The following is a 25,558-nucleotide window of genomic DNA, read 5'->3' on the forward strand; positions in this document are numbered from 1 at the left end:
AGGTGAAATGGAGGAGGAAGGAAAATGATTGTTGAAAAAATAATGAATGAGGACATAATCACCCTCACTCCAGCGGATACAATCCAAAGCGCTGTCGTGATCATCAAGGAAAAACGAATTCGCCACATTCCCATTGTCGATGAAAGCTTTCAACTTGTCGGATTAGTCAGTGACCGTGATATACGAGATGCTGCCCCTTCAATATTCAACACCGCAGAATACAAAAATGATTTACAAAAGCCATTATCAAGCATCATGAAAACGGATCTAATCACAGGGCACCCGCTCGATTTCGTGGAAGAAATCGGGGCTGTATTTTGTGAAAGCAACATCAGCTGCCTCCCGATCGTCAAAGAGAGGAAATTGGTGGGCATCATAACCGGTTCTGACTTGCTTCAGTCATTTGTTGAATTGACGGGTGTCAATCAGCCGGGCTCACAAATCGAAATCAAGATCCCGGACAAGGCAGGAACCCTTCACGATATTGCCCACATTTTCAAACGGCGCAACTCCAATATCCTGAGTACCCTTGTTTATCCGGAAAAAGACGGCACCGATTATAAGATTTTGGTCATCCGTGTCCAGACGATGAATCCATTTATGGTGGTGGAGGACTTGAAACAAGAAGGCTATACCGTCTTGTGGCCGAGCTTACCGGGGACGTCCCATGAATGATACATCCCTTTTCGTCTACTCGGAGGAACTTCTTGCCTACAAATTCAATGATGAGCACCCATTCAATCAAAAGCGCCTTACCCTTACGCTTGATTTGCTGAAAAAACACCATGCCATTCGTGATGATCAAATTATCAAGCCAAGAATGGCCACGGATGAGGAGTTGGAGCTGGTTCATGACCGGCATTATGTAAACGCCGTCAAATTGGCCGGGGAGGGAAAGCTGCCCAGCGAAAAGGCCTTGAATTACGGTCTGGGGACGGAGGACACCCCCATATTCCCCAACATGCATGAAGCGAGCGCCTTGCTTGTAGGCGGCACTTTGACGGCCGTGGATGCCGTCATGACCGGTAAGTCGCTGCACGCACTCAATCTTGGCGGGGGCTTGCACCACGGCTTTCGTGGCAAAGCCTCGGGGTTTTGCATTTATAATGATAGTTCGGTCGCAATCAAATACTTACAAAAAAAATATGGGGCACGTGTCCTGTATGTCGATACGGATGCCCATCACGGCGATGGGGTCCAATGGTCCTTTTACGATGATCCGGATGTATGCACGCTTTCCATCCATGAAACGGGACGCTACTTATTTCCCGGCACGGGGACGATAAACGAAAGGGGCCAAGGAAAAGGCTACGGCTTCTCTTTCAACATCCCTGTCGATGCCTTCACGGAGGATGACTCCTGGCTGGAGTGCTATCGAGCCGCCTTTCGAGAGGTCATTGAATTTTTCAAACCGGATATCATTTTAACCCAGAACGGAGCCGACTCCCATTATTACGATCCGCTCACCCATTTATCCGCAACAATGAAGATTTACCGGGAGATACCAAAGCTTGCCCATGAACTGGCCCATGAATATTGCAACGGGCGCTGGATTGCAGTCGGGGGCGGCGGCTATGATATATGGCGTGTCGTCCCGAGGGCTTGGTCGAGAGTATGGCTTGAAATGACCGATAACGACCTATCCGGTCCCCTTTCAAAAGAATGGCTTGACAGCTGGCAGCCAGAGTCCCCAGTTCCACTCCCTCAGGAATGGGATGACATGGAGGATATGTACGAGCCCATCCCGAGGAAGCCTGAAATCACAGAAAAGAATGCCCTTACGCTTGAAAAGGCGCTCTACCCTATCCGGTCATCCAGACAAACATCAACAAGCAATGAACATAGCTAACGAAAGGGGTTCGGCAGGTAACATCCCGAACCCCTTTTTGAGCTTTGCGCAAGATAAAAAATGAGACCATTAACGACCTTTTCCTGACCCTTGCTTACTATACGCTGTGAATAAATGAACAAAGTTGCATACATGAATTCCACTCACGGGAGCGCCTGCAGTGGAATGGGTTGATGGCTGCGCTCTTCATTTTCACGCAAAGTGGAAGGCAACGGAAGGCGTGACACTCCTGCGGGAAATACGGTCAATGGGGAGATACCGCAGGCGCAGCCGAGGAAGCTCCCCGACCGCCCGCGGAAAGGGATCGCCTGCAGTGGAATGGAACAAATAAATCACCATTACCAAGCTGTAGGCAATGTTCTGTCGAATAAAAAAAGAGCGCCCTAAAGGGCACTCTCTTAAGCTTATTTCGTTGATTGACGTGCCTCGATCCGATGGGGCAGGATCACTTTTTCATGACCTTCCTCCACTTGCTCCTTATTCATCAACTTTGTCAATAGCCTCATCGCAACCGCACCAATATCATATAGGGGTTGAACGATGGTCGTAATTTGCGGACGAACCATCAAGGTCAATCTAGTATTGTCAAAGCTGATCACTTCGAAGTCTTCCGGCACATTGTACCCTTTATCCTGGGCGGCATGTACGATCCCAAGCGCCATTTCATCAGCACCAACGATGAACGCCGTCGGTTTCTCCCCGGACTCCAGGAACTTTTCAAAAGACTCGATGCCCGAATCATATGTATAATCGCCTTCGACAACATAACCTTCATCAAACGTAAGCCCTGCTTCCTTCAGCCCTCGCTTGTAACCCGCCAATTTCTTTTCATCAATCAACGCTGAAAGGTTTCCGCTTACAAAAGCGATATTCTTATGGCCTTTTTGGGCAAAAAATGTCACTGCGTCGTATGCTGCCGCCTCATAATCAATATTAACGGATGGCACTTGCCCGCTTTCATCGACTGATCCAGCCAGAACGATAGGAACCGGGGAATTCGTAAACTCCTTGACATGTTCATCGGTTATGTTACCGCCCATGAATACGATGCCGTCCACTTGTTTTCCAAGCATCGTATTCAACAAATGGAATTCCTTATCTATATTCTCATCGGAACTGCTTAAAATGATATTATATTTATACATTGTCGCTATGTCTTCTATCCCTCTTGCCAATTCGGCAAAAAAGATGCTGGAGATGTCCGGTATGATGACACCCACGGTCGTCGTCTTCTTGCTGGCAAGACCCCTTGCCACTGCATTGGGACGGTACCCTAGCCTCTCAATCACGTCCGATACTTTCTTTCTTGTAGCCGGCTTTACATTTGGATTCCCGTTAACTACGCGGGAAACGGTGGCCATGGAAACATTCGCTTCACGCGCCACATCATAAATGGTTATATTATTCATTCATCCATTCCTCCATTTCTTTCATTTTTCCCATAAAAGACCCGAATTATTTCGAAAAAAAATCTTTTATACGTTTTTCCTCTATAAGGAAGATTATATTAGGAACGATCTGCCTAAGAAAAATGCAATCCTACTCTCTTCTCAGCCAAAGATTCAATACTCTTTGCAAGTATAAAAGTTCACATAGATATCACTTTATGTATGACCAATCTTCCGAACAGTTCTCATTCTTGTTATTTATCATACGATAGACGAATCTTTCCTGCAATCCAATAGTGCTTATTTCCGTGTTTTTTCTGCAAAAACAAGTATTTTACCATTAAAAAAAGCCCTTGCCAAGGTGGTAAGGGCCGTAAGTAAATCATTTAATGACTATTTTAGCTTATACAGTTACCCAGTTCAAACGTTTAATTTCTTCGTAAAATTCATCAAATTGCTTGAAGTCCATTTGCTGTGCAGAATCAGATAATGCAACGGAAGGATCCGGATGCACTTCCGCCATTACACCGTCAGCACCGATGGCAAGTGCAGCTTTTGCCGTTGGAAGCAATAGATCGCGCCGTCCAGTTGAATGCGTCACATCAACCATGACCGGTAAGTGCGTTTCTTGTTTTAAGATCGGCACCGCAGAGATATCCAATGTATTTCTTGTTGCTTTCTCGTAAGTACGGATACCGCGCTCACAAAGGATGATGTTGCCGTTGCCCTGTGACATGATGTATTCCGCTGCATGAATGAACTCCTCGATCGTTGCAGCCAGTCCACGTTTTAAAAGCACTGGTTTATTAACGGCACCAGCCGCTTTTAACAAGTCGAAGTTTTGCATGTTACGTGCTCCGATTTGGATGACGTCAATATGATCGATCGCCGCTTCGATGTCATTGGCACTAACGATTTCACTGATGACGGCCAAGCCGTATTCATCTGCAACACGTTTAAGTATTTGCAAGCCCTCCAAGCCAAGTCCTTGGAAATCATATGGAGATGTACGTGGCTTAAATGCACCGCCGCGCATTAATTTCAACCCTTTAGCTTTAATGACTTCAGCCACTGCTGCCGTTTGTTCATAAGATTCAACGGCACAAGGTCCGAAGACGAAGCTAGGAATTCCATTACCGACCAATTCGCCCTTGATGTCGATGATCGTGTCTTCAGGCTTTTGCTTTCTAGATACAAGAAGCGTCTTCTTCTGATCGTCTTTTTGCAGCTCCAAGCCCAATTTGAAGATTTCCTTGAAAATATGTTTAATCGAACCAAGATCAAGCGGTCCTTGGTGGTTCGCTTCGATAAGATCAAGCATTGTTCTTTCGCGGACCGGATCGTAACGGTTTACACCTTGTTTTTCTTTGACGCGACCAATTTCCTGTACAAGTTCAGCACGTTGATTAATAAGATGTAATAACTGAAGGTTCACATCATCCAGTTGATTACGAAGACCATCAAGTTCTTTGTTGCTCATTACAAATCCATCCCTTCGTTTTTTAAAATGAAAATCGGCTCAGCGGCCATACCCGAAAATCCCTTCTGAATCTCCGATAGAGCGACCCGATTATTTTATCAATGAAAATTTTAGAATATTTCATGTATAATTAACTCAATTATAAAGCATGCATCTTCAAATGTCACTAATTTTTTCTTTATTAGTTAAACGCTTTTAAGCATTAAAGTTATAAATATATAAAAGTAGGTGTTACCCATGCAGGAAAAACTGTTTGCGTTAGATATTGGAACACGATCCGTTGTAGGAATTATATTGGAAAAAGAACAGGAATGCTATAAAATAGTCGACATTTTATCTTGGGAGCATTCCGAGAGAGCGATGCTTGATGGCCAGATTCACGATGTGCTGGCCGTCTCCAAAGTCATTTCCCATATAAAAGGCCAATTGGAAGAAAAGCACGGTCCGTTAAAAAAGGTATCCGTAGCTGCCGCAGGAAGGGCATTAAAAACCGAACGGGCGAAGATGACGATCAAGATTGGCGGGAAGCCCCTGATGACGCGGGAGGATGTCCTTCACCTTGAATTCAGTGCCGTCCAGGAAGCGCAGACCATCGTAGCTAAGCAAAAACATTCCCAATCAACCTATTATTGTGTAGGATATTCCGTTTTATACTACCATCTTGATGGGCAGGAATTAGGCAGCCTGCTTGATCAGAGCGGTGATGAGGCATCCGTTGAAATCATCGCAACCTTCCTGCCAAAGGTTGTTGTGGAATCGTTGCTGGCAGCCTTAAAAAGAGCGGATCTGGAAATGCAGGCCCTCACTCTCGAACCGATTGCAGCCATCAATGTGCTCATTCCGGCATCGATGCGGCGCTTGAATGTCGCTTTGGTCGATATTGGCGCAGGAACATCCGATATAGCCCTGACGGATTCAGGGACCGTCATTGCCTATGGGATGGTGCCGATCGCCGGTGATGAAATAACCGAAGCGATCAGCGACCACCTCCTCCTTGATTTCCCTCAGGCCGAACAGGCAAAGCGGGATCTGGCGAATCATGAACAAATAAAGGTTACCGATATACTCGGCTTTGCCAATGAATTATCCACAACGGAAATCATTGATCAGATCCATCCTGCACTCGATCGTCTGGCTGAGAGCATAAGTTCGGAAATCCTTTCCTTGAATAACTCAAAAGCACCTAAGGCAGTCATGCTTGTCGGTGGAGGCAGCCAAACACCCGAGTTACCTCGCCTTTTGGCCCAAAAACTGAACCTGCCCGAGAACAGGGTGGCCATCCGGGGCATCGATGCCATCCAGAATCTAGACATTTCGGATTTGGTCCAGATGGGACCGGAATTGGTGACTCCCATCGGCATTGCCATAGCGGCAGATCAAAACCCGATTCAATATATAAGCGTTACCGTTGATGGCCGCCCCATCCGTCTATTCGATATGGAACGGACTAACGTAGGGGATTGCCTTCTTACAGCCGGAATCCGGGTGAGTTCCCTATATGGAAAGCCGGGAATGGCCAAAATTGTCCATATCAACGGACACCAGATTACGCTTCCTGGACAGCAAGGGGAGAAATCACGTATTACACTAAATGGCAAGGAAGCCTCCTTGGACACGGAAGTGAGGAATGAGGATATCATCACGACGACCAAAGGAACTGACGGCGCCCCTCCCCATACGGTAATACGTGATTTGCTTGACGGCCAAATGAGCAAAACGGTTACGGTGAATGGAGTCAGGCATACCATTTCAGCTGTCATCCTCAGGAATGGCGCAGCTGTATCTGGAGAAGAACTTGTCGAGGACCATGACCAAATCGTCTGCCGCATGGAGGAAACGATTCAAGGATTGCTTAAAGCGATCCAACTTCCGGAACTGCTTACCTATCTTGAACCATTTTCGATTCAGCTGAATGGACAAGACACTCAAATTCGCACATCGACAGGCAGGATCACAAAAAATGGTCTCGAAACGAAGCCAGCCTACTCTTTCGATGAAGGCGATGAAATCGTCATCGAACCGATCGCCCCCCCTGCATTAGGGGAAATATGTAACGAATTGAAGATCCAGCAGTCCTGCTCCATACCGGTTTTCTTCGAGGATGAAAAAATCGTCCTATCCCGGAAACTGGCCGAGTTCAGGCGAGAAGGCGTGGTAATGGATGACAATGATAAGGTTTTCGCTGGAGACTCACTGACCTTGATTCAACAAAAGCAGGAGCCATTCATTTTTCAGGATATATTCCGCCATATCGATATCGATATCCCGGCCCAGGGCAATAATCGCTTCACTCTTATCAAAAATGAACAAGAAACGACCTTTCATGAAACGATTTACCCTGGAGACCGTTTGAAAATCCATTGGCCGGCCACCGTATGATCGGCTGCATTACAAAATCGAATGTCCCCTTTAGAATAGACCCTTTGAAAAAAGTCTATCCTGTAGGGGACTTTGTTTATAACAAAAGAACACGGCGGAGTGACCTAATCATGATCATTCCTTTCCACTACAGGCACTCGCTTATCCAGCGGGCGGTCCGGGAAGTCCAAAAAGGATGCTAATGGAACCTTTTCCAGGATAGCGGAGCCAAAAAAAAAGATGCCGCCTGTACAAAATACAGACAACATCTCCTTTTAGATGCCTAGCCTTTTTCAATGCCCTTCCAAAGGATCACGAAAAAAAGGCTCCAGTCATTATCCATCATTCGGCTACGGCCTTGCCCAATGAATCATATGTAATCCGCCAATGAGATTCATTCCAGACCGGCTTTCCATTTTTAAAAAGGATGGCCTGCGGGGATTGATGTTTGATATCGAAAGTTTCCGCCACATAATTGGAGAGCGGGCGAGCTTCCTGAACGGCTAAATAGGCCGTTTTAAGCTGTTCATTCCCGGCAATGAACTTCTCGTATTGTTCATGCGCCTCGGCACTCACGGGACATGTTAGGCTATGCTTGAACAACAGGAACGTATCCTCCTTTAATAGATCATTGAATTGTTCTTCCGATTCGATTTTAGATGCTGTCATCATATAGTCTCCTTTCATTTACGATTTAAATGGTACCATCAAAAAGGCGATGAAGCCATTTCAGCGCTTCATCGCCTTATTCTTCGTACCGCATTGCTTCTTCATCCAAGCTTAAGCGACTTGGCGATTATTTCTTTAATTTATTTTCCGTTTCATCAAACGCTTTTTTCGCTTCATCAAGTTTTAATTTGGCCGTATTTTTGTTTCCGCTTGTAGGATCGGCAGGTTGCTTTTCAGCATCCTTTCCGTCCGCAAAATTGGTTTCGACGGATACGATCTTGGAATCTGAAGCTCCCGTTACATCAATATCTTTATTGCTTGAATTTGTCGTAGCATCAGCCGCGTCACCGTTTTCTTTGATAGGTTTCAAGCTTTTCACCTTATTAACGATGTCGGATGATTTATTTGAAACGATTTCCGTTACGGAACTTGTTTTTTCTTTTGCAGTATCTGCAAGAACCGTACCTTTTTCCATTGCCGTTTGTCTTAATTTTTCGGTTTTCTCAGAAATGTTTTTAGCTTGTTCGTTGAAATCATTCCTTAATTCCTTACCTGTTTTCGGAGCCATGAACAATGCTGTAGCCGCACCGATCATCCCGCCGATCAAGGCGCCAATCATAAAGTCCTTTGAATTGATCGAGTCGCGTTCGTCCTCATATGTTTTTTGATAGTCCTTTGTCGGATATTCTTTTTGAGTCATAATACATTCCCCTCTCAATTTTCAGTTTATTTTTCATTAACTAGATTTTATGATCTAGAACGTAAAAACCTTTTTTTAGGCAGGTCATCTGTTTCCAGTGCTATCCGTTCCAACTCCGCTCTCTCGGCTGGAGTCGGGGCGGCCTGCTTGCTTCTAGCCTTCCATTTGTCCCGAATCTCTAAAGCTACGTTACTCCACTGGACAATTTGTGAAATTCTTTCCTGATTATTATCAATCTCAGCCTGAACTTTATTGGAAACCTTTTGGACTGAAGAATTGAAGCTGGAGATGGATGTACCTACATCCTTCACGGCATCAACCACTGAGTTCAGATTTTCTGACTTATGTTGCAGATCTTCAGCCAACGTATTCGTTTTATGTAATAGCTGAGTAGTTTCGAGCGTTATGCCCTGCATTTGGCTCTCGAGCCCTGTCAGCGTCCGGGCCACACTGTCCAGGGTGGTTTGAAGTGATGTCAGTACCTTCGTTAGGAAAATAACTAGGACCAAGAAAGCGATCGCTGCAACAGCAGCACTTACGTATAAAATAATCTCCATTGGAACACCTCCGAAAAAATCGACTTATTTAACTGTTAGTTATTAATTACCCCTTCCCGCTCATTATAAACGTATTTATTTTTTCAATATACCCTATCGTACCCTAATCTGGAAATATTGTTGTCCAGATCCAGTTCCTTCTTCGAAATCAATGTGTCGCACTTCTGGCAGGAAATCGGGTATGATAGTAAGATAAGTCGAATTTAAACAATGGAGGTATTTTTATGAAAGATCCCAGAATTGAAACATTGGCCAAAAACTTGATCAATTATTCCGTGAAGCTTCAAAAAGGTGAAAAGATCTTGATCGAAAACTTTGGATTGCAGCGTGAACTTGTTAATGCCCTTGTGAATGAAGCCTATGAAGCAGGTGGTTACCCATTCGTCCTGTTGAAGGATCATCAAGTGGATCGTGCCTTGCTGATGGGTGCCAAAGAAGAACAGTACAAGATGATGGGTGAGTTTGAAGCGAACGTAATGAGCCAGATGGATGCTTATATCGGGCTTCGCGCCGGGGATAATATCAATGAACAATCCGACGTCCCTCCAGAGAAGATGGCGATCCATGGACAAACCGTCGGCAAAGTACATAGGAATATCCGCGTGCCAAAAACAAAATGGGTCGTGCTTCGCTACCCGACAAACTCCATGGCCCAGTTGGCCAAGATGAGTACAGAAGCTTTCGAAGACTTTTATTTCGAAGTCTGTAACCTCGACTATGGCAAGATGAGCGCAGCCATGGACAGCCTTGTCGCATTGATGGATAAGACGGATAAGGTCCGCATAACCGGGCCCGGAACGGACCTAACCTTCTCCATCAAAGACATCAAGGCCATCAAATGTGCAGGTGAGCTGAACATTCCTGACGGTGAAGTATATACCGCTCCCGTGAAGGATTCCATCAATGGAGTGATTTCGTATAATACTCCATCACCGTATCAGGGTTTTACCTTTGAAAACGTGAAATTGACCTTCAAAGATGGAAAAATCGTTGAAGCGATGGCGAATGATACAAACCGCATCAACAAAATTTTTGACACTGATGAGGGTGCTAGATATGTCGGTGAGTTTGCAATTGGTGTAAATCCTTATATTCTACACCCGATGCAAGATATCCTCTTTGATGAAAAAATTGATGGAAGTTTTCATTTCACTCCTGGACAATGCTATGATGATGCCTTTAATGGCAACCACTCGGACATCCACTGGGACTTGGTCAATATTCAACGCCCGGAATACGGCGGGGGGGAAATCCACTTCGATGATGTCTTGATACGTAAGGACGGCCGCTTCGTCTTGCCTGAACTGGAAGATTTGAATCCAGAAAATTTAAAATAAACGGCATTATTGAAATCAAAAAAACGATCGACCCCAGCTCTGGGATCGATCGTTTTTTTATTTTACCTGCAGTGAGTGCTCGTAGGCTGCCTGGAACTTTTGGATGTCCCCAGCGCCCATGAATAACACGACACTGTTATCATGATTTTGCAAAATGGAAGTGGTATTCTCCGTGATCAGCTCGGCACCGGGAATTTTACCTTGAAGGTCTTCAATCGATAATTTCCCTTGATTTTCGCGAGCAGATCCAAAAATTTCACATAAGTATACTTTGTCGGCCAAATTCAAGCTGTCGGCAAATTCATCCAGGAATGCCTGCGTTCTTGAGAAAGTATGCGGCTGAAAAACCGCTACAACTTCACGCTCTGGATATTTTTGACGTGCTGAGTCAACAGTTGCCGAGATTTCAGTCGGATGATGCGCATAATCATCAATGATGATCTGACTTCCGATTTCCTTTTCGGAGAACCGGCGTTTAACTCCGCCAAAAGTCCGCAATTGGGCTTTCACGGCTTCCGTATCCAAGTTTTCATATTTACAAAGTGCAATGACACCAAGTGCATTCAATACATTATGCTTTCCAAAGGTAGGAATCGTGAATGTATCATAGTAATTGTTTCTTACATGCACATCGAAGGTCGTGCCATCCGGAGTGACGGAAACATTTTTCGCTTGAAAATCGTTTCCTTCTGCAAATCCGTAAAAAATAACCGGTACTTTCGCCTGAATATGTGGTAAATGCTCATCATCGCCGCACGCAATAATGCCTTTGTTGACTTGAAGGGCCATCGTTTGGAAAGCCTCAAACACGTCTTCGACATTGGCGTAATAATCAGGATGATCAAAATCAATATTGGTCATGATTGCATAATCAGGATAATAGGAAAGGAAATGACGGCGATATTCACATGCTTCGAATACGAAGTAGTCAGAATTCACGATCCCTTTCCCCGTCCCATCCCCAATCAGGAAGGAGGTCGGTTTAACCCCGCCCATGACATGGGCCAGCAAGCCGGTCGTCGATGTTTTACCATGCGCTCCCGTAACAGCCACGCTAATATAATTTTTCATGAAATCACCAAGGAAGCGGTGATAACGGATGATCGGCAAATCAAGTTCCTTTGCCTTCACGATTTCCGGATGAGTATCCGGGAATGCATTGCCTGCAATGATGGTCATTCCAGGTTGTATATTTTCCTCATTGAAAGGAAGGATTTTAATCCCAGCTTTTTCTAATGCCAATTGTGTAAAAAATTCTTTTTCATAGTCGGAACCTTGCACTTCAATATTCATATCATGCAGTATTTGTGCAAGAGCACTCATACCCGACCCTTTAATTCCCACAAAATGGTAAGCAGTCATAAAGCGAACCTCCACCAATCGTCTACCTGTACGACAGTATATGACGTCATCTTTTATTTGTTTTTTTCATTACGAGACTTGTTAGAAACGCAATTTCCACATAGGTTTTCATCAATCATTACTCAACAAAAAACTATTATATCACTTATTTGCCCATTCATCCATGTCAGGCAGATGCCAATTTATCAAATCATTGGTTTTTTCGTCATTCAAGGGTTTTCATCCCTTCACATTATATACAATTTCCTTTTAATCGGTTCTCTTAATTAACATGTAAAAATTCCAGTTCTTCCTCCGTGATCAATACATCCCTCGGTCTGGAGCCCCTGGATTCAGAAACGACCCCTTGCTGCTCCATCATTTCTATTAAACGCGCAGCGCGGTTGTACCCTACACGGAAGCGCCTCTGCACACTCGATGCCGATGCAGCCTGTTGATTCACGACAAATTCACATGCCTCGAAAAACAGTTCATCCGCTTCCTCCGTGACCTCTGCCACTTTCAGCAAATCTTCCTGCTCAAACAGGTATTTCGGTTGTTGCTCGAGTTTAACGTGATTCACTACCTCATCGATTTCCTCATCACTGACAAAGGTCCCCTGCAGTCTAACCGTTTTTGAAGAGCCATTTTCAGCAAATAGCATATCTCCTCTTCCAAGCAATTTTTCCGCTCCGCCGCTATCGATGATCGTGCGGGAATCGACTTGTGAAGAAACCGAAAAAGCGATCCTTGTCGGGATATTTGCCTTGATCAATCCGGTAATGACATCGACTGAAGGCCGCTGCGTAGCTACAATCAAGTGTATCCCACAGGCGCGGGCCTTTTGGGCGATCCGGCAAATCGCTTCCTCAACATCGGCCGGGGACATCATCATCAAATCAGCAAGCTCATCGATGATCACCAGGATATAAGGCAGCTTATTTGCATATTGTCCGGCTTTCTCCGCTTGGTCATTGAAGCGGCTGATGTCACGGACGCCTGCATGCACAAACAATTCATAACGTCGTTCCATCTCCTCAACCGCCCATTTAAGTGCGGCCGTGGCTGCCTTCACATCGGTTATGACCGGACTGACCAAATGAGGGATACGATTATAAGGTGCCAGCTCGACCATTTTCGGGTCGATCAACAGCAATTTCAGCTCCTGTGGCGTCGCTTTATACAGCAGGCTGACCAGCATCGTATTGATACAGACACTTTTCCCCGATCCCGTTTGGCCGGCAATCAATCCGTGCGGCATCTTCCTAAGATCTGTGATGATCGGCTGACCCGATATATCGAGGCCCAAGGCCACAGCAAGCGGTGATTCATGCTCCTGGAATTCAGCGCTCTCCAAAACCTCACGTAAAAATACAGGCTTGCTTTTCCTGTTCGGAATCTCGATCCCAATTGTATGTTTGCCTGGAATCGGCGCTTCCATCCTCATATCCTGGGCGGCAAGGCTTAACTTGATGTCATCCATCAGGTTCGTCACCTTATTCACCTTGACCCCCGGTTCAGGATGCACCTCGAAACGCGTTACTGCCGGCCCTTGGGTGACATTGACTACCCTAGCACGGACATTGAAATTTTTCAGCGTCTCATCCAGTAATGAAGTCTGTTCATCGAGCCACTCATCATCATGCTCGGCATAAGTCGGGGGTGTCAGCAGCCCTATGCTTGGAAACACATAGTATGGGTTGTCATCCACTTCCACTGCACCAAAAAAATCCCCGGTATCGCTTTGCCCGGCTTCTGCTCCGGCCTTTGATAACACTGCTTCTTCCTTGTCATTTTCTGAAACGGGAGCCTGTCCGACAGCCCCATTATGGACTGGACTCGAATCGATATCGTCCTCAACGGATTCTTCCGGGGCGGCAAACGTTCCGGAAGAATCGATTTTTGAAGATTCAGTGATGAACGGCTCGGACGCACTAAATACGGCTTGGCCATCCTCCGGCTTCATTTCAGGTATATCTGGTGCTTCTTGATCTTCCTCCTCACCACGAAGAGGTTCCTGCTTGTACGGGAGGACTCCCCTTTCGGAATCAAGGCTTTTTTTTTCCGGTTTCAATTTATGGATGAATTCGTTTTTTTTTCGATCTTGCTTTAGCATCATAACATTAAACGGAATATGCTTTTTCGGTCGTTTAGGCTGCCCTTCCGAAATCATTTCTGCTGGATCGCTTTCACGAGGAATTGCCAAGGCTTCGGGCTTTGCATCCTCAGACTGCTCCATGATGGATGCGGCAACTTCCCGTCCAAAATCCACCTCATCCTCTACAGCCGCGATTTTTTCCAGCACAGGCTCACTTTCCGTTTCTACAGGCTGTGTCTCGACAGCATGCTTCCGAAAGAAAGCCGGTACCTCCGATGCTTCCACTTTTTCATGGGTCTGTTCCGGGATAAGTACAGCAGGTTCTTCCGTCCTTTCCTCAACGGCAACTTCCTTGGAGGTATCAGGCGTGAACACTGGAATTTCTTTAACAAGTTCTTTTTTTTCAAGAACAGGCAGCTTGGTTTCCAATTCATATTCAACGATTTCCTCTGAAGCCACCATCTTTTTTTCCGGGCGACGGAAACCATAAATGGGTGAAGGTATTTCCGTTGGGCGGAATGGTGTATTCGACGGGACGATTTTTGTATGTTGCTCCCGATCGAGGTTTCTCATTTTTGGCTTCGGCTCGCGATCGAAGCTTCTTCTCTTTGGTTCGGGATCCCTGGCTTGCTTTCTCGGTTCCTTCGTCCTTTCTGCCTGCTTCGGTTCGCGTTTATCCTTTATTCTTTCCCGGGAATTCCTTTTGTTTTGCTCCTGGTCGGGAATGAGCGGAAATTTGAATTGCCCTTTTGGATATTGAAACAGGATTTTCGTATCCGGATCTACCGTCTGGGATATTTTTTCCGACATCTTTTCCACTGTTTGGTTGTACACTTTTATTTCTTCCTTCTTTGCCTTAGGAAGCTTCGAAAAATCCATATTCCTTAATGTTTCTTCATCAAGCGGTTCATCTATAATAATTTCTTCGATTTCGATAATTTCCTCTGCTTGGAACCATTTTTTCATCTTATTTAGCCATTTCAAACCTATCACTCTTTCTACGTCTGTAGTTATGTAACTAATTCTACCAGTTATTTTAAAAATATCGAGAAAATTTAAGCTAAATCGGTTTTTGTTTCTGCTTTTTCTATCCGATTCGTAACGGCCGCTGCATATTTCACCTAGCTCCTATCCTATTAAACCCATTACAAGCGGAGTTTAAACCTAACTTCCTTAAGATAACTTAAGCCCCTAGTCTACTATTTAAATAAAACACCGCTGTTAAATCGCGTTTACAAAGAGATTAAGTTTTGATGCAGCCTGGCAAACCGGCCATGCCATCCAAATATGCACTAAAAACCCACACAACACCGTTCGTTTAAACCGAACGGTGTTGTGTGGGTTAGAGCATTTATTTTGGCTATTCCCATTCATAATAACGGCATATAACCTGTGCCATTGATTTGGCAGCAATCAAAAGTGCATCCTCATCGATATCGAATTTAGGATGATGATTGAAGTATGCCTTCTCCACTCCTTTCGGTTTACATCCAATGTAAAAGAAGCATCCCGGGATCTTTTCTGCATAATAGGAAAAATCTTCGGAACCTGAAAACATCGGAAATTCCAGGACGCTCTTGATGTCTGTATCGTCCATGCCTTCGAGGCTATTTTTCACGAACAAAGTCAGTTCAGGATCATTATATAACGGAGGATAATCAGGAATATATGAAAGCTCGCACTGTACATCGAACTCCATTTCTATTCCATTAACGATCCTGTGGACTTCTTTATCGATCAGCTGCCGGACCTCTTCCGTCATATATCGGACATCGCCTTCGATCTCTATCCGATCCTTGATGACATTGAAACTTCCTTTTCCATCGAAAGATCCGATTGTGACCACGCCCATTTCAAAAGGATCTAAGCGACGGCTGATCACGGTTTGAACAGCCGTGACGAAATGGGCACCTGCAACGATGGCATCATTGGCCAGATGCGGGGATGAGCCATGGCCGCCCATACCCTTTACCGCCAGTTTGAAATATGTCCTGCCTGCCATCGCATAGCCCCCGTGATAACCAACGACCCCTGCGGGATGCGAGGGGAATAAATGGATCCCAAACACAGCGTCCAGATTATCGAGGATTCCAGATTCCATGATGCTCTTTGCTCCACCAGGTGGAGTCTCTTCTGCATGCTGATGGATGATTTTGATGGTACCGCTCAACGAATCCTTCAGCTGGATAAGACAGTCTGCCAGAACCAATAAATAGGCCGTATGTCCATCGTGCCCGCAGGCATGCATGACCCCTTCATTTTTTGAACGGAACGGAACTTCCGTTTCTTCTGTAATAGGCAATGCATCGAAATCGGCACGGAGTCCTATCGTTTTTCCCGGTTTAGCTCCTTCGATGGTTACGATGACCCCGAATCCATTTCCTGCATTCGTTTGAACCTCCACATCCTTCCCATTATAATAATCGATGATATATTGCGCCGTTTTCTCTTCTTTAAAGGATAGCTCCGGATTCTCGTGTAAATGGCGGCGAATCTGAACCATTTCCTCTTTGCGTGCTTCCAGCATGTCCATTAATTGGTTTTTCACGATTGTTTCCCCCTTCATTTCATGAAATTTTGGCGAAAAAGGAAAGCATTAAAGACTCTCACTCCTTCGCCCGTTGCCCTTGTGCTAAGTCAAATTTGCGCGCGGTTACTCGTTAATTCATGCAGCAGCTCATCCGAAAGTGCGAGCCCTGCTTTTCGCTGCCTTTAGCGGTCTGATTCCATGCAATTGAATGCACACGGAATATTTTTCTGAATAATCCAATTATATCACTATGCATGAAAAAAATAACGAGTAACGCTACCCGTTTGTCGCTTCCGACTCTATTAAACTAAGCTCCCAAATAAAAAACAGGACCGCTGCCAGCTGGCACGATCCTATTTTTGCAGCGCTTTACTGTTCACGCTTTTTGTTTTTACCCAAGATGAAAATGGGCTCCAATTCATTTTCCTCATAAAGAAATGATAAAGCCGTTATCGGTACATGACCGCTGGCAAAGAAGCTCATCGCCATTTGTGCAAGAATATCATATCCCGTATCATTCTTCACATCAGCGATGATGATGACATCCTGGTGCGGAATGGCCACAGCCATCGTTCCCTCGATCTTTTCCTTCATTTCCCTAAGCCAAGATTCATTCAGGATCCTGCTTGCATCATATCCATCATTCGTGTTCAAAAAGTAAAAGGTATTGCCCGCGACGATATCAGACTTCAAATCAACGGAAAGCGAACGAACATTGAAAGAAGCGATTTCCCGTATTCTATCACCCTGCCAATTTTCCCGTTGAATCATCTTTTCATCGATGAGACGGTACGTTTTCCCTAAATCGAGTGCATAAAAAACCCGGGTTTCGGCTGTATGCTCATCAAATAGAAAAGGATTTCCTTCTTCCGATTCCATTGGAAAGGAGGTCGAACGGATGACCGGAAAAATGGACTTCTCCTTGCCTTGCATGCTATGTACTTCTCCCATTACATTCAAGGCCTCTTCGACGTAATAAGTGACTTCATCTATGGCCTTTTCCTGCACGTTTTCATAATTGGCAACAACCGGGGCCAATTGTATGGCGATACCCTTCCCTGTCTTCACATTTTCAACCCTTAACGTATCTTGCTTGCTATCGAATTTGAATGTTCGGTTATCACCTTTCAAACGTTCCTGCAAAATATTTTTCAGCTTCGTGCTGTCCATTTTCATGTTTGACCCTCCTCTTCATTGAAAAAATCCCCTGCGAGAAGGGAAATTTGCTTATAATGTTTGAATGAACTCCTCGATTTGTTCTTGTGTTTTGCGATCCTTGCTCACGTACCTGCCAAGCTCTTCACCATTATCATAAGCGATGAAACTCGGTATCCCGAATACGTCATTCGCTGCACAGACGTCGATGAATTCATCCCGGTCCACATGAATGAAAGTGAAATCAGGAAATTTCTTTTCAATCTCCGGCATGATCGGTTCGATTACACGGCAATCTACGCACCATGCTGCTGAAAACAGAAATATATGTTTGCCTTCATTCTTCAATGCATCATATTGCTCTATAGTTTGTAAATTTTCCATTTGAATGAGCCTCCTTCATAATGACACTTCACTAAATTCATCATACCAGAATCTACAGTAATCAACCATTAATACGGATCGGTTCAACGACTGCACGTTTTCTATCGCTGCGGCACGGATGATACGATCTCCATCATTTGCTTGGCATCGGTTTTTAGCCGGTCCTTATCCGTTTCGGTCGTCAGCTTGACTCCGCCGATTCCAACCGCAAGCTCATACTTTTCTTTCGCTGACTCTTTAATTGAGACAAAGCCGAATTTATCTTCATTTTGAAAGGAGTGGAGGACCAAATATTGACCCGCTTGTTTTTTTATCGCCAAAAATAATACGGAGCTGTCCTCTTTTTCATTAGGATTGACAAATAATAGATAAGCCTTGCCGGCCTGCTTCACAATCAAATTGTTATCATGCGCCTCTTCCACCTTGAAGCCCTTTGGCAGATGGACCTGGATAAGACCCGCTTCCGCATTGGGCTGTTTGTCATCGTCACGAAAAGCGATTTCCGCTGCTCTCACAGCCTTTTCCGTTTGCCTCTCGATACCGGAGCACGCAACAATGAAGCCGCTCATCAACAGGAACATCACTACATATTTTTTCGATAAAGACATCGCCATTCCCTCCAGCCGTCTCTTTGCTCTTATAGATACTATTATCCTTATTTCCGAAATTCATCCATTTGCAAAAAATCATGATACAATGAAGGCATTCTATGCACCAAGGAGGAAAAAATATGAAATTAACCGTATATCTTGCAGGGGAAATCCATTCAAATTGGAGAAATGAAGTGAAGGATAAAGCTGAGGCCTTGAAGCTTCCGATAGAGTTTGTCGGCCCGATGGAAAATCATGATCGTTCCGATAATATTGGTGAAGATATTCTGGGAGAACAACCAAACCCGATCCTCAAGGATGCAGCCGCTTCGCAGATCAATAATTTACGGACAGGCCTTTTACTGAAGAAAGCCGATCTTGTCGTCGCCTTGTTTGGCGAGAAATATAAACAGTGGAATACTGCCATGGATGCAAGCACTGCCGTTTCCCTCGGTAAGCCGCTTATTTTGATCCGCCCCGAATCCCATCATCATGCCTTAAAGGAATTATCAGAAAAGGCTAGTGTCACAGTCGAATCCGTGAACCAAGCCTTAAAGGTGCTTTCTTATATTTTTGAAGAAGGGAAGTGAATCGAGATACGGACGGTAGCCCTGGTTACCGCCAAAAAAATGCTTGCAGGGGGAAATGGGAAGGCCCCCTGCAAGCGAAAAATGAAAAATACTGTTGTTAAGCTTACCTTTTTATAATCGGTATCCAAATCTCGGAGTAATAATCCGGGCTTGAAGCGTCATCGTTCGAGTATACTTCCAATTCCGGCAATCCCGCATGTTCATAACCACTGGTAGGGAACCATTCGGAAAATATTTGCTTCCACGCCGTTTGGATCGCATCAGGCATCGGTCCGTGAACTTCAAAAGCAACCCACTTGGAAGCAGGTATAGTAAGGGGCAAAAACGGTTCAGGCACTTTGCCGGCATATTCGGCAGCTATCCAATAATCCATCGTTTCGTTTTTTTCCTCTGCCCTTTTATCGACACATACCCCTAGCAATCCAACGATTTCCCCATTGTTCAACTTCGCTAACCTGTCACTTGTTCCGTCAGCATTCACTTGCTCCCACAGCTTCGGAATCCCGATTAAATTTTCTTCATTTACCAAGGAAAATTCTTGCTTGATTCCAATCAATTCAAAGGAATCTCTTTCAAGGATTTTGTACTTCATCGGTTTTGCTCCTTTCAAAGTAACCTGTATCACCAGGCGTTCGAAGAATTTCAGCTTTCCCATAAACTTTCGCGCTTCACTCGGTGATACACCGTGCTGCCTGCGAAAAGCTTTCGAGAATGCCTCGGGAGTGTCATACCCATACTTGTAGGCTAAATCTATGACCTTTTCATTTGTACAGGAAATCTCCTGGGCCGCCAAGGTCAGCCTGCGACGCCTGACATAATCACCGACAGTGCTATCCGTTAAAATGGTGAACGTCCGTTGAAAATGAAAAGCGGAGGCATTCGCTTGCCTGGCTATGCCCTCGATCGTCAGGTCATCCAATAAGTGCTCCTCGATATAATCGATTGCCGTCTGGATCGATTCAACCCACCCCATTACACTCACTCCTTATCATCCATACTATCAGCCCCGCTCAACATAATCCTGTCAAATCCTGCTCTGTTGCGGCAGTATCCTTTTTTTTCCGCTCCATTCCGTCGGGACAAGAAAACATAAGCTTCGCTTTAGTTTTTCAGCTTATATTCATGTTGACCGGCTAACATCCTCATGATATGGAGGAACATATCGCTTCTTGTGATTCGCTCATTGGTAAATACGCCGATTGCGCCTTCCTTCTTGCTAATATTCGTTTGCTTTGTGAAAGTGTCCATGACCGGTCCCAATTCTTCGCCGCGCATGAGCTTCTCGGCGACGATATCCGGCAGCGGAACCCTTGCCCCGCCTGCAACAAAAACGGAGCCGTCTCTTGTGGCCATCGCACCCCAATTGCAAAGAAACAGTCCTTGCTTCATTTTCACGACACCGCCTTCAAGGCCGATTCCGATATCGGCATCACTGTGAATCAAGCAATTCCGGGCCCGCGTCATGGCTCCTTCCATCGTTTCTTCATCTGAAAACGGCTGTTCCGAAACCCCGCTTCCCACTTGAAGCGAGATGATTTCAGCCGATTCATACACGTCAAGCACCGCTTGTATTTTCGCTGGATTTTTACTGCCCACTGCTATTTTCATGATCGCTAATTCCCTTCCATGTAAAAAAAAGCTGCCGGAAAAGGGTCGATGACAGCCATCCTTTTCCATATCAGCTTTCTCTATCAGCCGTTATTTTTCAATGTCTCGAAAGTCGTTTTATCACAAGAACGAACCAGCTTCCCGATCAATTCACGTGCAGCCGCATAATCATCAATATGGATGATCGATGCATGTGTGTGAATATAGCGGGAACAAATGCCAATCACGCCGCTTGGAATCCCCTCATTGGCAATATGGACCTTGCCGGCGTCCGTGCCGCCTGGGGAAACGAAATATTGATAAGGAATATCATTCGACTCTGCCGTATCCAGGATGAATTCCCTCATGCCGCGATGCGTAACCATCGTACGGTCTAAAATGCGGAGCAATGCCCCTTTCCCCAGCTGCCCAAATTCACTTTTACTGCCTGACATATCGTTTGCTGGGCTTGCATCCAAGGCGAAGAACAGATCCGGCTTGATCATGAAGGCGGCTGTTTGTGCCCCCCGTAATCCTACTTCCTCCTGGACCGTCGCACCTGAATATAAAACATTCGGCAATGTTTCACCCTGTAAATCTTTTAATAGCTCAATTGCCAGTCCGCAGCCATAACGATTATCCCATGCTTTTGCTAGGATTTTTTTCTCGTTGGCCATCGGTGTGAATGGACAAATGGGCACAATCTGCTGTCCAGGTTTAATGCCGATTCTCTTCACATCTTCCTTATCGTCCGCACCGATATCGATCAGCATATTTTTAATATCCATCGGTTTTGAGCGTTGCGATTCTTCCAACAAATGAGGCGGGATCGAACCGATGACCCCTATGACCGGACCGTTATCGGTAATGATTTCGACCCTTTGGGCCAATAGTACCTGGCTCCACCAGCCTCCTAGTGGCTGGAACCTGATCATGCCATTTTCCGTTACGGAAGTGACCATGAAGCCCACTTCATCCATATGGCCGGCAACAAGTACAGTCGGTCCTTCTTCATTCCCTTTTTTCACACCAAAGATTCCGCCTAGCCGATCTTGTACGATTTCATCCGAATACTTTTCCAGTTCAGTCTTCATGAAACTCCGAACTGCATGTTCATTTCCCGAGGCACCTGGTAATTCCGTCAATGTTTTAAAAAGTTCTAAAGTCTCATGATTCATTTTCCTACCCCTAACGTATGTATTATTTCTTACTATTTTACAGAACTTAGTTTCATGTTTCACTTCAAAGTTCTAATTTATCAGTTAATGGGTAAAATTTCAAATTATTAGTCAAATAAAGCCTTCTTCTGTATACTAGATAGAGTGATGGAAATAAAGCAATGGAGGAGAAATCATGAACTGGAAAACGTTTTTACTGGGTACTGCAGCCGGATTTGCGGCTGGTTATGCGACAAAGCAAATATTGGAACAATCAAGCAGGACTTCTCCGGATAAAGTGCTGGCCCACGTGAAGGAAACCGTCAAAAAGGATGGAAATATATATGGTTCCTGGATTTTGATGAAACCGGAAACCTACACGAAGAATGAGTTGGACTATTTAGTATATAAAGGCGGGATCACCAGAAATACAGAGGGCTTGCGGGAGCAATTCGAATTTGTCGCAGATGCAGCGACAGGAACGATTCTGGAGCTCAATGCACAACATGATTAACGGCAAAAGGGGGGCTGTCAAAATGACGTCCCCCTTTTGCCGTGCGTGCTTAGCGGTTCCGTTTCAATTGCGCTATTATCTCTTTACCCGATTTATCCCATTTGAGCGCCCGATAATAGGCATCATGGTAAAAGCTGTACCAAGCCCCATTTTCCAGTCCGTCTTTCATCCACTTCTCCTTTGCCTCGATGGATGTCATTGGATAATCGTCATAAGCGAGCACCCAGAGGACATTGGCATGTGCATGCGTCGGCATGATATCGGCCATATGAATCAGACTGTCCGCTCCATCTTTGATGATGATGATTGCATGTCCATCACTATGACCGCCAGTGTGAATCATTTTAATGCCGCCGGTTATATCTTTCTCTCCTTCAAATGGGCGTACAAGAGACGAGATCGCCTCCCAATTTTCAGCCCAATATGTACTTTTTGACCGAATATTCGGGTTTTGCATTTCATTCCATTCCGTTTGGGTCGTAATGATTTCTGCACGCCCGAAAACAGGCACCCAGGCGTCACCTTCACGTTTCGTCAAACCGCAGGCATGATCGAAATGTAAGTGGGTCATCAAAATGTAATCGATATCATTTGTACCAATGCCCAGTCTTTCAAGATCCGCTATGAGAGCGGATTCCTCCGTCACCCCAAAATTCCGCTTTAGCTTGTCATTCATCTTTCCATTGCCAATCCCGGAATCGATAAGCATGTTCAAGCCATTGGCCTGTACTAAGATCGGATCTGTACGTAATTCGATTTGATTATTATCGTTAACCGGGTATTTCTTGGACCAGAGCGGCTTTGGTACGACACCGAACATCGCTCCGCCATCCAAATGAGTCACGCCGCCATTCAACCATGTAAGTTTTATTTCCCCTATTTGCAAAGTTTCCATTTTACCCCTCCTCTTCTGTTAGTTTAACACCAGCTTCAATATCTGGAAATGGATAACGATCATCCCGGATGAGTAAATGAACTGCACCATCCCCTCCTACCAGTCAGCAAGACCCTGACAGCCTGCTTGCACTTGCCAAGGCAATCACATGACCAGAACAAAAAACCAGATGCTGTGCATCTGGTTACCTGTTGATGGCTCTTATTGGAACATAGCTTCCAAGCGGTAGATCCGATTTCCTTTACTTGAGAACTTTTCTTCGTATTCCGTCATGATATTCCCTTCAAAGCTGCTATTATGCAGGTCCAGGCTTACATATTTCAACAGCATGCCGTATTCGGAAATACTCTTCAAGGAGGATTCGAATAACCCTTGGTTATCGGTCTTGAAGTGGATCTCGCCGTTGTCAGGCAGGATGCCTTCATACACCTCAAGGAAAGTTTTATACGTTAACCGTCGTTTCGCATGACGTGATTTCGGCCATGGATCGGAGAAGTTCAGGTAAACGCGATCCACGTCACCTTTTGCAAAATAATCCCCTAAGTTTGCTGCATCAACATTCAACAGCTTTAAATTCGGCACTTCCGCTTCAATCAGCAGGTCCAGTGCAGCGACAATGACGCTTCTATATACTTCTATTCCAATGAAATTCACTTCAGGATGGGCCTTTGCCATTTCGGTGATGAAACGGCCTTTCCCCGTACCCACTTCAATATATAACGGATTATCATTTCCGAAAACTTCATGCCATTTACCTTTATGGCTCACTGGCTGCTGAATTACATATTGTGGAAAATTATTCAAACGGTCTTCAGCCCAAGGTTTATTTCTTAAACGCATGATGACACCCCTATTTATAATATAATCGTTCAAACCATAACACGAGTGGATGGATTCCTGCAAGTTGATTTTTTCAGGAATGCCCTGCATCCACCCATTGAACAAATCAAAAAACTGCCGGCCATCAGCCGGCAGTCTCTGTAGTTTTCATGTATAAAACTTTCCGCAAAACACACCATAAATAAGTGAAGGGCAGGCGCAAATTCCGCCTGGAAACCCCTTAGATCCATATTCAAGAAAGGAGAGGTATTATATGCCGCTTTCCCATGAACACCAAATGTCACTATTAAAGGATATATTGACCAACCATCAATCAGACTGCTGCGGGTCCGTTTCTGAATGCGAGCAGGTGGAAAGGCTCGTCAAATCCTTGATGGTCAACATGGATATCGATAGCAATGTGAAAACGATACTGACGGAGATTTACGACTACAGCCAGGGGGGCATCGGTGCCGCCGATTTAGATGCACATATTACGACCCACCAGAACGACCTGTCCCAGTGGGTGGATGATATCGATCAGTTCTGATTAGCCAACCAATAATAAGGCTTCTAGCTTTTGCAGTAAATCATTTCTTTCCTCGTACCGATTTCTACGATGATGCCATTGGATGGAAAGCACAAGTTGTGAAACCGTGTGCCATTTCATCCTCATCTCCAGTCCAGCATCAAGCTTTTTGCCGTAACGGGCAAGCCATTGATTCCATTCCTCCCTAGGGATATAGGAATACAGGAGGATGCCAAGGTCAATGGCCGGATCGCCAATGACAGCCCCATCCCAATCAATGAGGAACAAACCGTCCGTTTCGGTCATGAGCCAATTATTATGGTTCACATCACAATGACAAACGACTTCTTCGTCACATTCGATCAACAGGAGATTATCCTGTAAAAAATGAATGGCCTGCTTGATGATCGGAATATCCGTAACATCGGAAGATAATCCGATTTCTATGTCTGTAAGTATACTTTCAGGTCGTAAAGGGGATTTCCCAAGCCTTTTGAGCATGCTTAACAAAGGATCGGATTGATGAATTTTTTGAAGCAGCTTTGCGACTCTTATATTGTCCATTTCCTGCTGAGATAGCTCCCTGCCTTCCATCCAATGCTGGGCAGTAATGACATCCCCATTCTCCAGGCGTTTTGTCCACATTAATTTCGGAACAATGCCCTCAGCTGAAAGAACAGCTAAAAATGGCGATGAATTACGTTTGAGGAAGAGCTTCTGCCCATCTTTCTCGGCTATAAAGGCTTCTCCTGTAGCTCCTCCAGCAGGGGATATATCCCACTCCTGACCTAATAAATGTTCCAACTGGTTCACCTTCGATTTCCTCGCTTAATCATACAAATGTGGGTACGTTACCTAGTGTATGTATTACCACTACTTTGAGTCCATGTTTAATAAAAAACCCGCCTGCTGGCGAAGCTGCATATATACGTGCATCGGGATGATACCCGCAATTAAAAACATCCTCATTCTAGAGAAATAAAAAAATAGCTATTGAGCAATTTAACAATAGCCATAAATTAAATTTTAGT

The 25,558-nt window shown here is 44.9% G+C and carries 25 protein-coding genes; 8 read left to right on the forward strand and 17 right to left on the reverse strand.

Annotated elements, in window-relative coordinates; genetic code table 11:
* Positions 1-24: 24 nt before the first annotated feature.
* The 3 genes from CVN76_RS22825 to CVN76_RS31205 all read left to right on the forward strand — a co-directional run bounded on the left by CVN76_RS22825 (position 25) and on the right by CVN76_RS31205 (position 2,180).
* Positions 25-675 carry an acetoin utilization AcuB family protein gene (locus tag CVN76_RS22825; protein WP_061142273.1) on the forward strand — a complete coding sequence of 217 codons (651 nt, stop codon included), beginning with the start codon at positions 25-27 and terminating at the stop codon, positions 673-675.
* Positions 668-1,849 (forward strand): acetoin utilization protein AcuC, encoded by a 1,182-nt coding sequence (locus CVN76_RS22830; RefSeq protein WP_100533164.1) that lies wholly within the window; start codon positions 668-670, stop codon positions 1,847-1,849. Before CVN76_RS22825 ends, CVN76_RS22830 begins: the two co-directional genes overlap by 8 nt.
* A 160-nt stretch (positions 1,850-2,009) precedes the next feature.
* Positions 2,010-2,180: a hypothetical protein gene (locus CVN76_RS31205; protein ID WP_157805765.1), complete on the forward strand. Its 171-nt coding sequence runs from the start codon at positions 2,010-2,012 to the stop codon at positions 2,178-2,180.
* A 73-nt stretch (positions 2,181-2,253) separates the two neighbouring features.
* Here CVN76_RS31205 and ccpA read toward each other — a convergent pair whose 3' ends face one another.
* Positions 2,254-3,258 (reverse strand): catabolite control protein A, encoded by a 1,005-nt coding sequence (gene ccpA / locus CVN76_RS22835; protein WP_100533165.1) that lies wholly within the window; start codon positions 3,256-3,258, stop codon positions 2,254-2,256.
* Positions 3,259-3,640: 382 nt separating this feature from the next.
* Complete coding sequence (locus CVN76_RS22840; RefSeq protein WP_061142276.1) at positions 3,641-4,717, reverse strand: bifunctional 3-deoxy-7-phosphoheptulonate synthase/chorismate mutase; 1,077 nt, start codon at positions 4,715-4,717, stop codon at positions 3,641-3,643.
* A 237-nt stretch (positions 4,718-4,954) separates the two neighbouring features.
* Between CVN76_RS22840 and pilM the strand changes: the two genes are divergently transcribed.
* On the forward strand, positions 4,955-7,096 hold the full coding sequence (pilM, locus tag CVN76_RS22845) for a pilus assembly protein PilM (RefSeq protein ID WP_100533166.1): 2,142 nt from the start codon (positions 4,955-4,957) through the stop codon (positions 7,094-7,096).
* Between the two features lie 321 nt (positions 7,097-7,417).
* On the opposite strand, the gene ytxJ is transcribed toward pilM, so the two are convergent.
* From ytxJ to CVN76_RS22860, 3 genes are all read right to left on the reverse strand, one after another.
* The gene (ytxJ, locus tag CVN76_RS22850; protein ID WP_100533167.1) at positions 7,418-7,744 is read right to left on the reverse strand and encodes a bacillithiol system redox-active protein YtxJ; all 327 of its coding nucleotides are present in this window, start codon (positions 7,742-7,744) and stop codon (positions 7,418-7,420) included.
* 127 nt (positions 7,745-7,871) lie between these two features.
* Complete coding sequence (locus CVN76_RS22855) at positions 7,872-8,444, reverse strand: YtxH domain-containing protein (RefSeq protein WP_100533168.1); 573 nt, start codon at positions 8,442-8,444, stop codon at positions 7,872-7,874.
* 47 nt (positions 8,445-8,491) lie between these two features.
* Positions 8,492-9,001, reverse strand: coding sequence for a DUF948 domain-containing protein (locus CVN76_RS22860; RefSeq protein WP_061142280.1), 510 nt, complete (start codon positions 8,999-9,001; stop codon positions 8,492-8,494).
* Between the two features lie 224 nt (positions 9,002-9,225).
* Between CVN76_RS22860 and CVN76_RS22865 the strand changes: the two genes are divergently transcribed.
* Complete coding sequence (locus CVN76_RS22865) at positions 9,226-10,338, forward strand: aminopeptidase (RefSeq protein ID WP_100533169.1); 1,113 nt, start codon at positions 9,226-9,228, stop codon at positions 10,336-10,338.
* 57 nt (positions 10,339-10,395) lie between these two features.
* Here the strand turns inward: CVN76_RS22865 and murC are convergent, their stop codons facing one another.
* From murC to CVN76_RS22895, 6 genes are all read right to left on the reverse strand, one after another.
* Positions 10,396-11,700: a UDP-N-acetylmuramate--L-alanine ligase gene (gene murC, locus CVN76_RS22870; protein WP_100533170.1), complete on the reverse strand. Its 1,305-nt coding sequence runs from the start codon at positions 11,698-11,700 to the stop codon at positions 10,396-10,398.
* Positions 11,701-11,962: 262 nt separating this feature from the next.
* Positions 11,963-14,761, reverse strand: coding sequence for a DNA translocase FtsK (locus tag CVN76_RS32185; protein ID WP_442857598.1), 2,799 nt, complete (start codon positions 14,759-14,761; stop codon positions 11,963-11,965).
* A 376-nt stretch (positions 14,762-15,137) separates the two neighbouring features.
* A complete protein-coding gene (locus CVN76_RS22880) occupies positions 15,138-16,325 on the reverse strand; it encodes an amidohydrolase (RefSeq protein ID WP_100533171.1) in 1,188 nt (395 codons plus the stop codon).
* 351 nt (positions 16,326-16,676) lie between these two features.
* The gene (locus tag CVN76_RS22885) at positions 16,677-17,483 is read right to left on the reverse strand and encodes a DUF1444 domain-containing protein (protein ID WP_100533172.1); all 807 of its coding nucleotides are present in this window, start codon (positions 17,481-17,483) and stop codon (positions 16,677-16,679) included.
* A 51-nt stretch (positions 17,484-17,534) separates the two neighbouring features.
* A complete protein-coding gene (locus CVN76_RS22890) occupies positions 17,535-17,846 on the reverse strand; it encodes a thioredoxin family protein (RefSeq protein WP_100533173.1) in 312 nt (103 codons plus the stop codon).
* Between the two features lie 101 nt (positions 17,847-17,947).
* The gene (locus CVN76_RS22895; RefSeq protein WP_100533174.1) at positions 17,948-18,454 is read right to left on the reverse strand and encodes a hypothetical protein; all 507 of its coding nucleotides are present in this window, start codon (positions 18,452-18,454) and stop codon (positions 17,948-17,950) included.
* A gap of 122 nt (positions 18,455-18,576) precedes the next feature.
* Here CVN76_RS22895 and CVN76_RS22900 point away from each other — a divergent pair, with 122 nt between their 5' ends.
* The gene (locus CVN76_RS22900; protein ID WP_100533175.1) at positions 18,577-19,026 is read left to right on the forward strand and encodes a YtoQ family protein; all 450 of its coding nucleotides are present in this window, start codon (positions 18,577-18,579) and stop codon (positions 19,024-19,026) included.
* A 103-nt stretch (positions 19,027-19,129) separates the two neighbouring features.
* On the opposite strand, the gene CVN76_RS22905 is transcribed toward CVN76_RS22900, so the two are convergent.
* The 3 genes from CVN76_RS22905 to CVN76_RS22915 all read right to left on the reverse strand — a co-directional run bounded on the left by CVN76_RS22905 (position 19,130) and on the right by CVN76_RS22915 (position 21,791).
* Positions 19,130-19,999, reverse strand: coding sequence for an AraC family transcriptional regulator (locus tag CVN76_RS22905; RefSeq protein WP_100533176.1), 870 nt, complete (start codon positions 19,997-19,999; stop codon positions 19,130-19,132).
* Positions 20,000-20,127: 128 nt separating this feature from the next.
* On the reverse strand, positions 20,128-20,634 hold the full coding sequence (locus CVN76_RS22910) for a DUF84 family protein (RefSeq protein WP_100533202.1): 507 nt from the start codon (positions 20,632-20,634) through the stop codon (positions 20,128-20,130).
* Between the two features lie 83 nt (positions 20,635-20,717).
* Positions 20,718-21,791 (reverse strand): M42 family metallopeptidase, encoded by a 1,074-nt coding sequence (locus CVN76_RS22915; RefSeq protein WP_061142288.1) that lies wholly within the window; start codon positions 21,789-21,791, stop codon positions 20,718-20,720.
* A gap of 175 nt (positions 21,792-21,966) precedes the next feature.
* Between CVN76_RS22915 and CVN76_RS22920 the strand changes: the two genes are divergently transcribed.
* The gene (locus CVN76_RS22920) at positions 21,967-22,284 is read left to right on the forward strand and encodes a hypothetical protein (protein ID WP_100530062.1); all 318 of its coding nucleotides are present in this window, start codon (positions 21,967-21,969) and stop codon (positions 22,282-22,284) included.
* A gap of 49 nt (positions 22,285-22,333) precedes the next feature.
* On the opposite strand, the gene CVN76_RS22925 is transcribed toward CVN76_RS22920, so the two are convergent.
* Complete coding sequence (locus CVN76_RS22925) at positions 22,334-23,179, reverse strand: YtnP family quorum-quenching lactonase (RefSeq protein WP_100533177.1); 846 nt, start codon at positions 23,177-23,179, stop codon at positions 22,334-22,336.
* A gap of 201 nt (positions 23,180-23,380) precedes the next feature.
* Entirely contained in the window at positions 23,381-24,019 is a 639-nt protein-coding gene (trmB, locus tag CVN76_RS22930) for a tRNA (guanosine(46)-N7)-methyltransferase TrmB (RefSeq protein WP_100533203.1), read from the reverse strand.
* Positions 24,020-24,272: 253 nt separating this feature from the next.
* Between trmB and CVN76_RS22935 the strand changes: the two genes are divergently transcribed.
* Positions 24,273-24,548, forward strand: a complete 276-nt coding sequence (locus tag CVN76_RS22935) for a YtzH-like family protein (protein WP_061142291.1) — start codon at positions 24,273-24,275, stop codon at positions 24,546-24,548.
* On the opposite strand, the gene CVN76_RS22940 is transcribed toward CVN76_RS22935, so the two are convergent.
* The gene (locus CVN76_RS22940; RefSeq protein WP_061142330.1) at positions 24,549-25,331 is read right to left on the reverse strand and encodes a phosphotransferase family protein; all 783 of its coding nucleotides are present in this window, start codon (positions 25,329-25,331) and stop codon (positions 24,549-24,551) included.
* Positions 25,332-25,558 lie beyond the last annotated feature (227 nt).

Source organism: Bacillus sp. mrc49 (assembly GCF_002803435.1).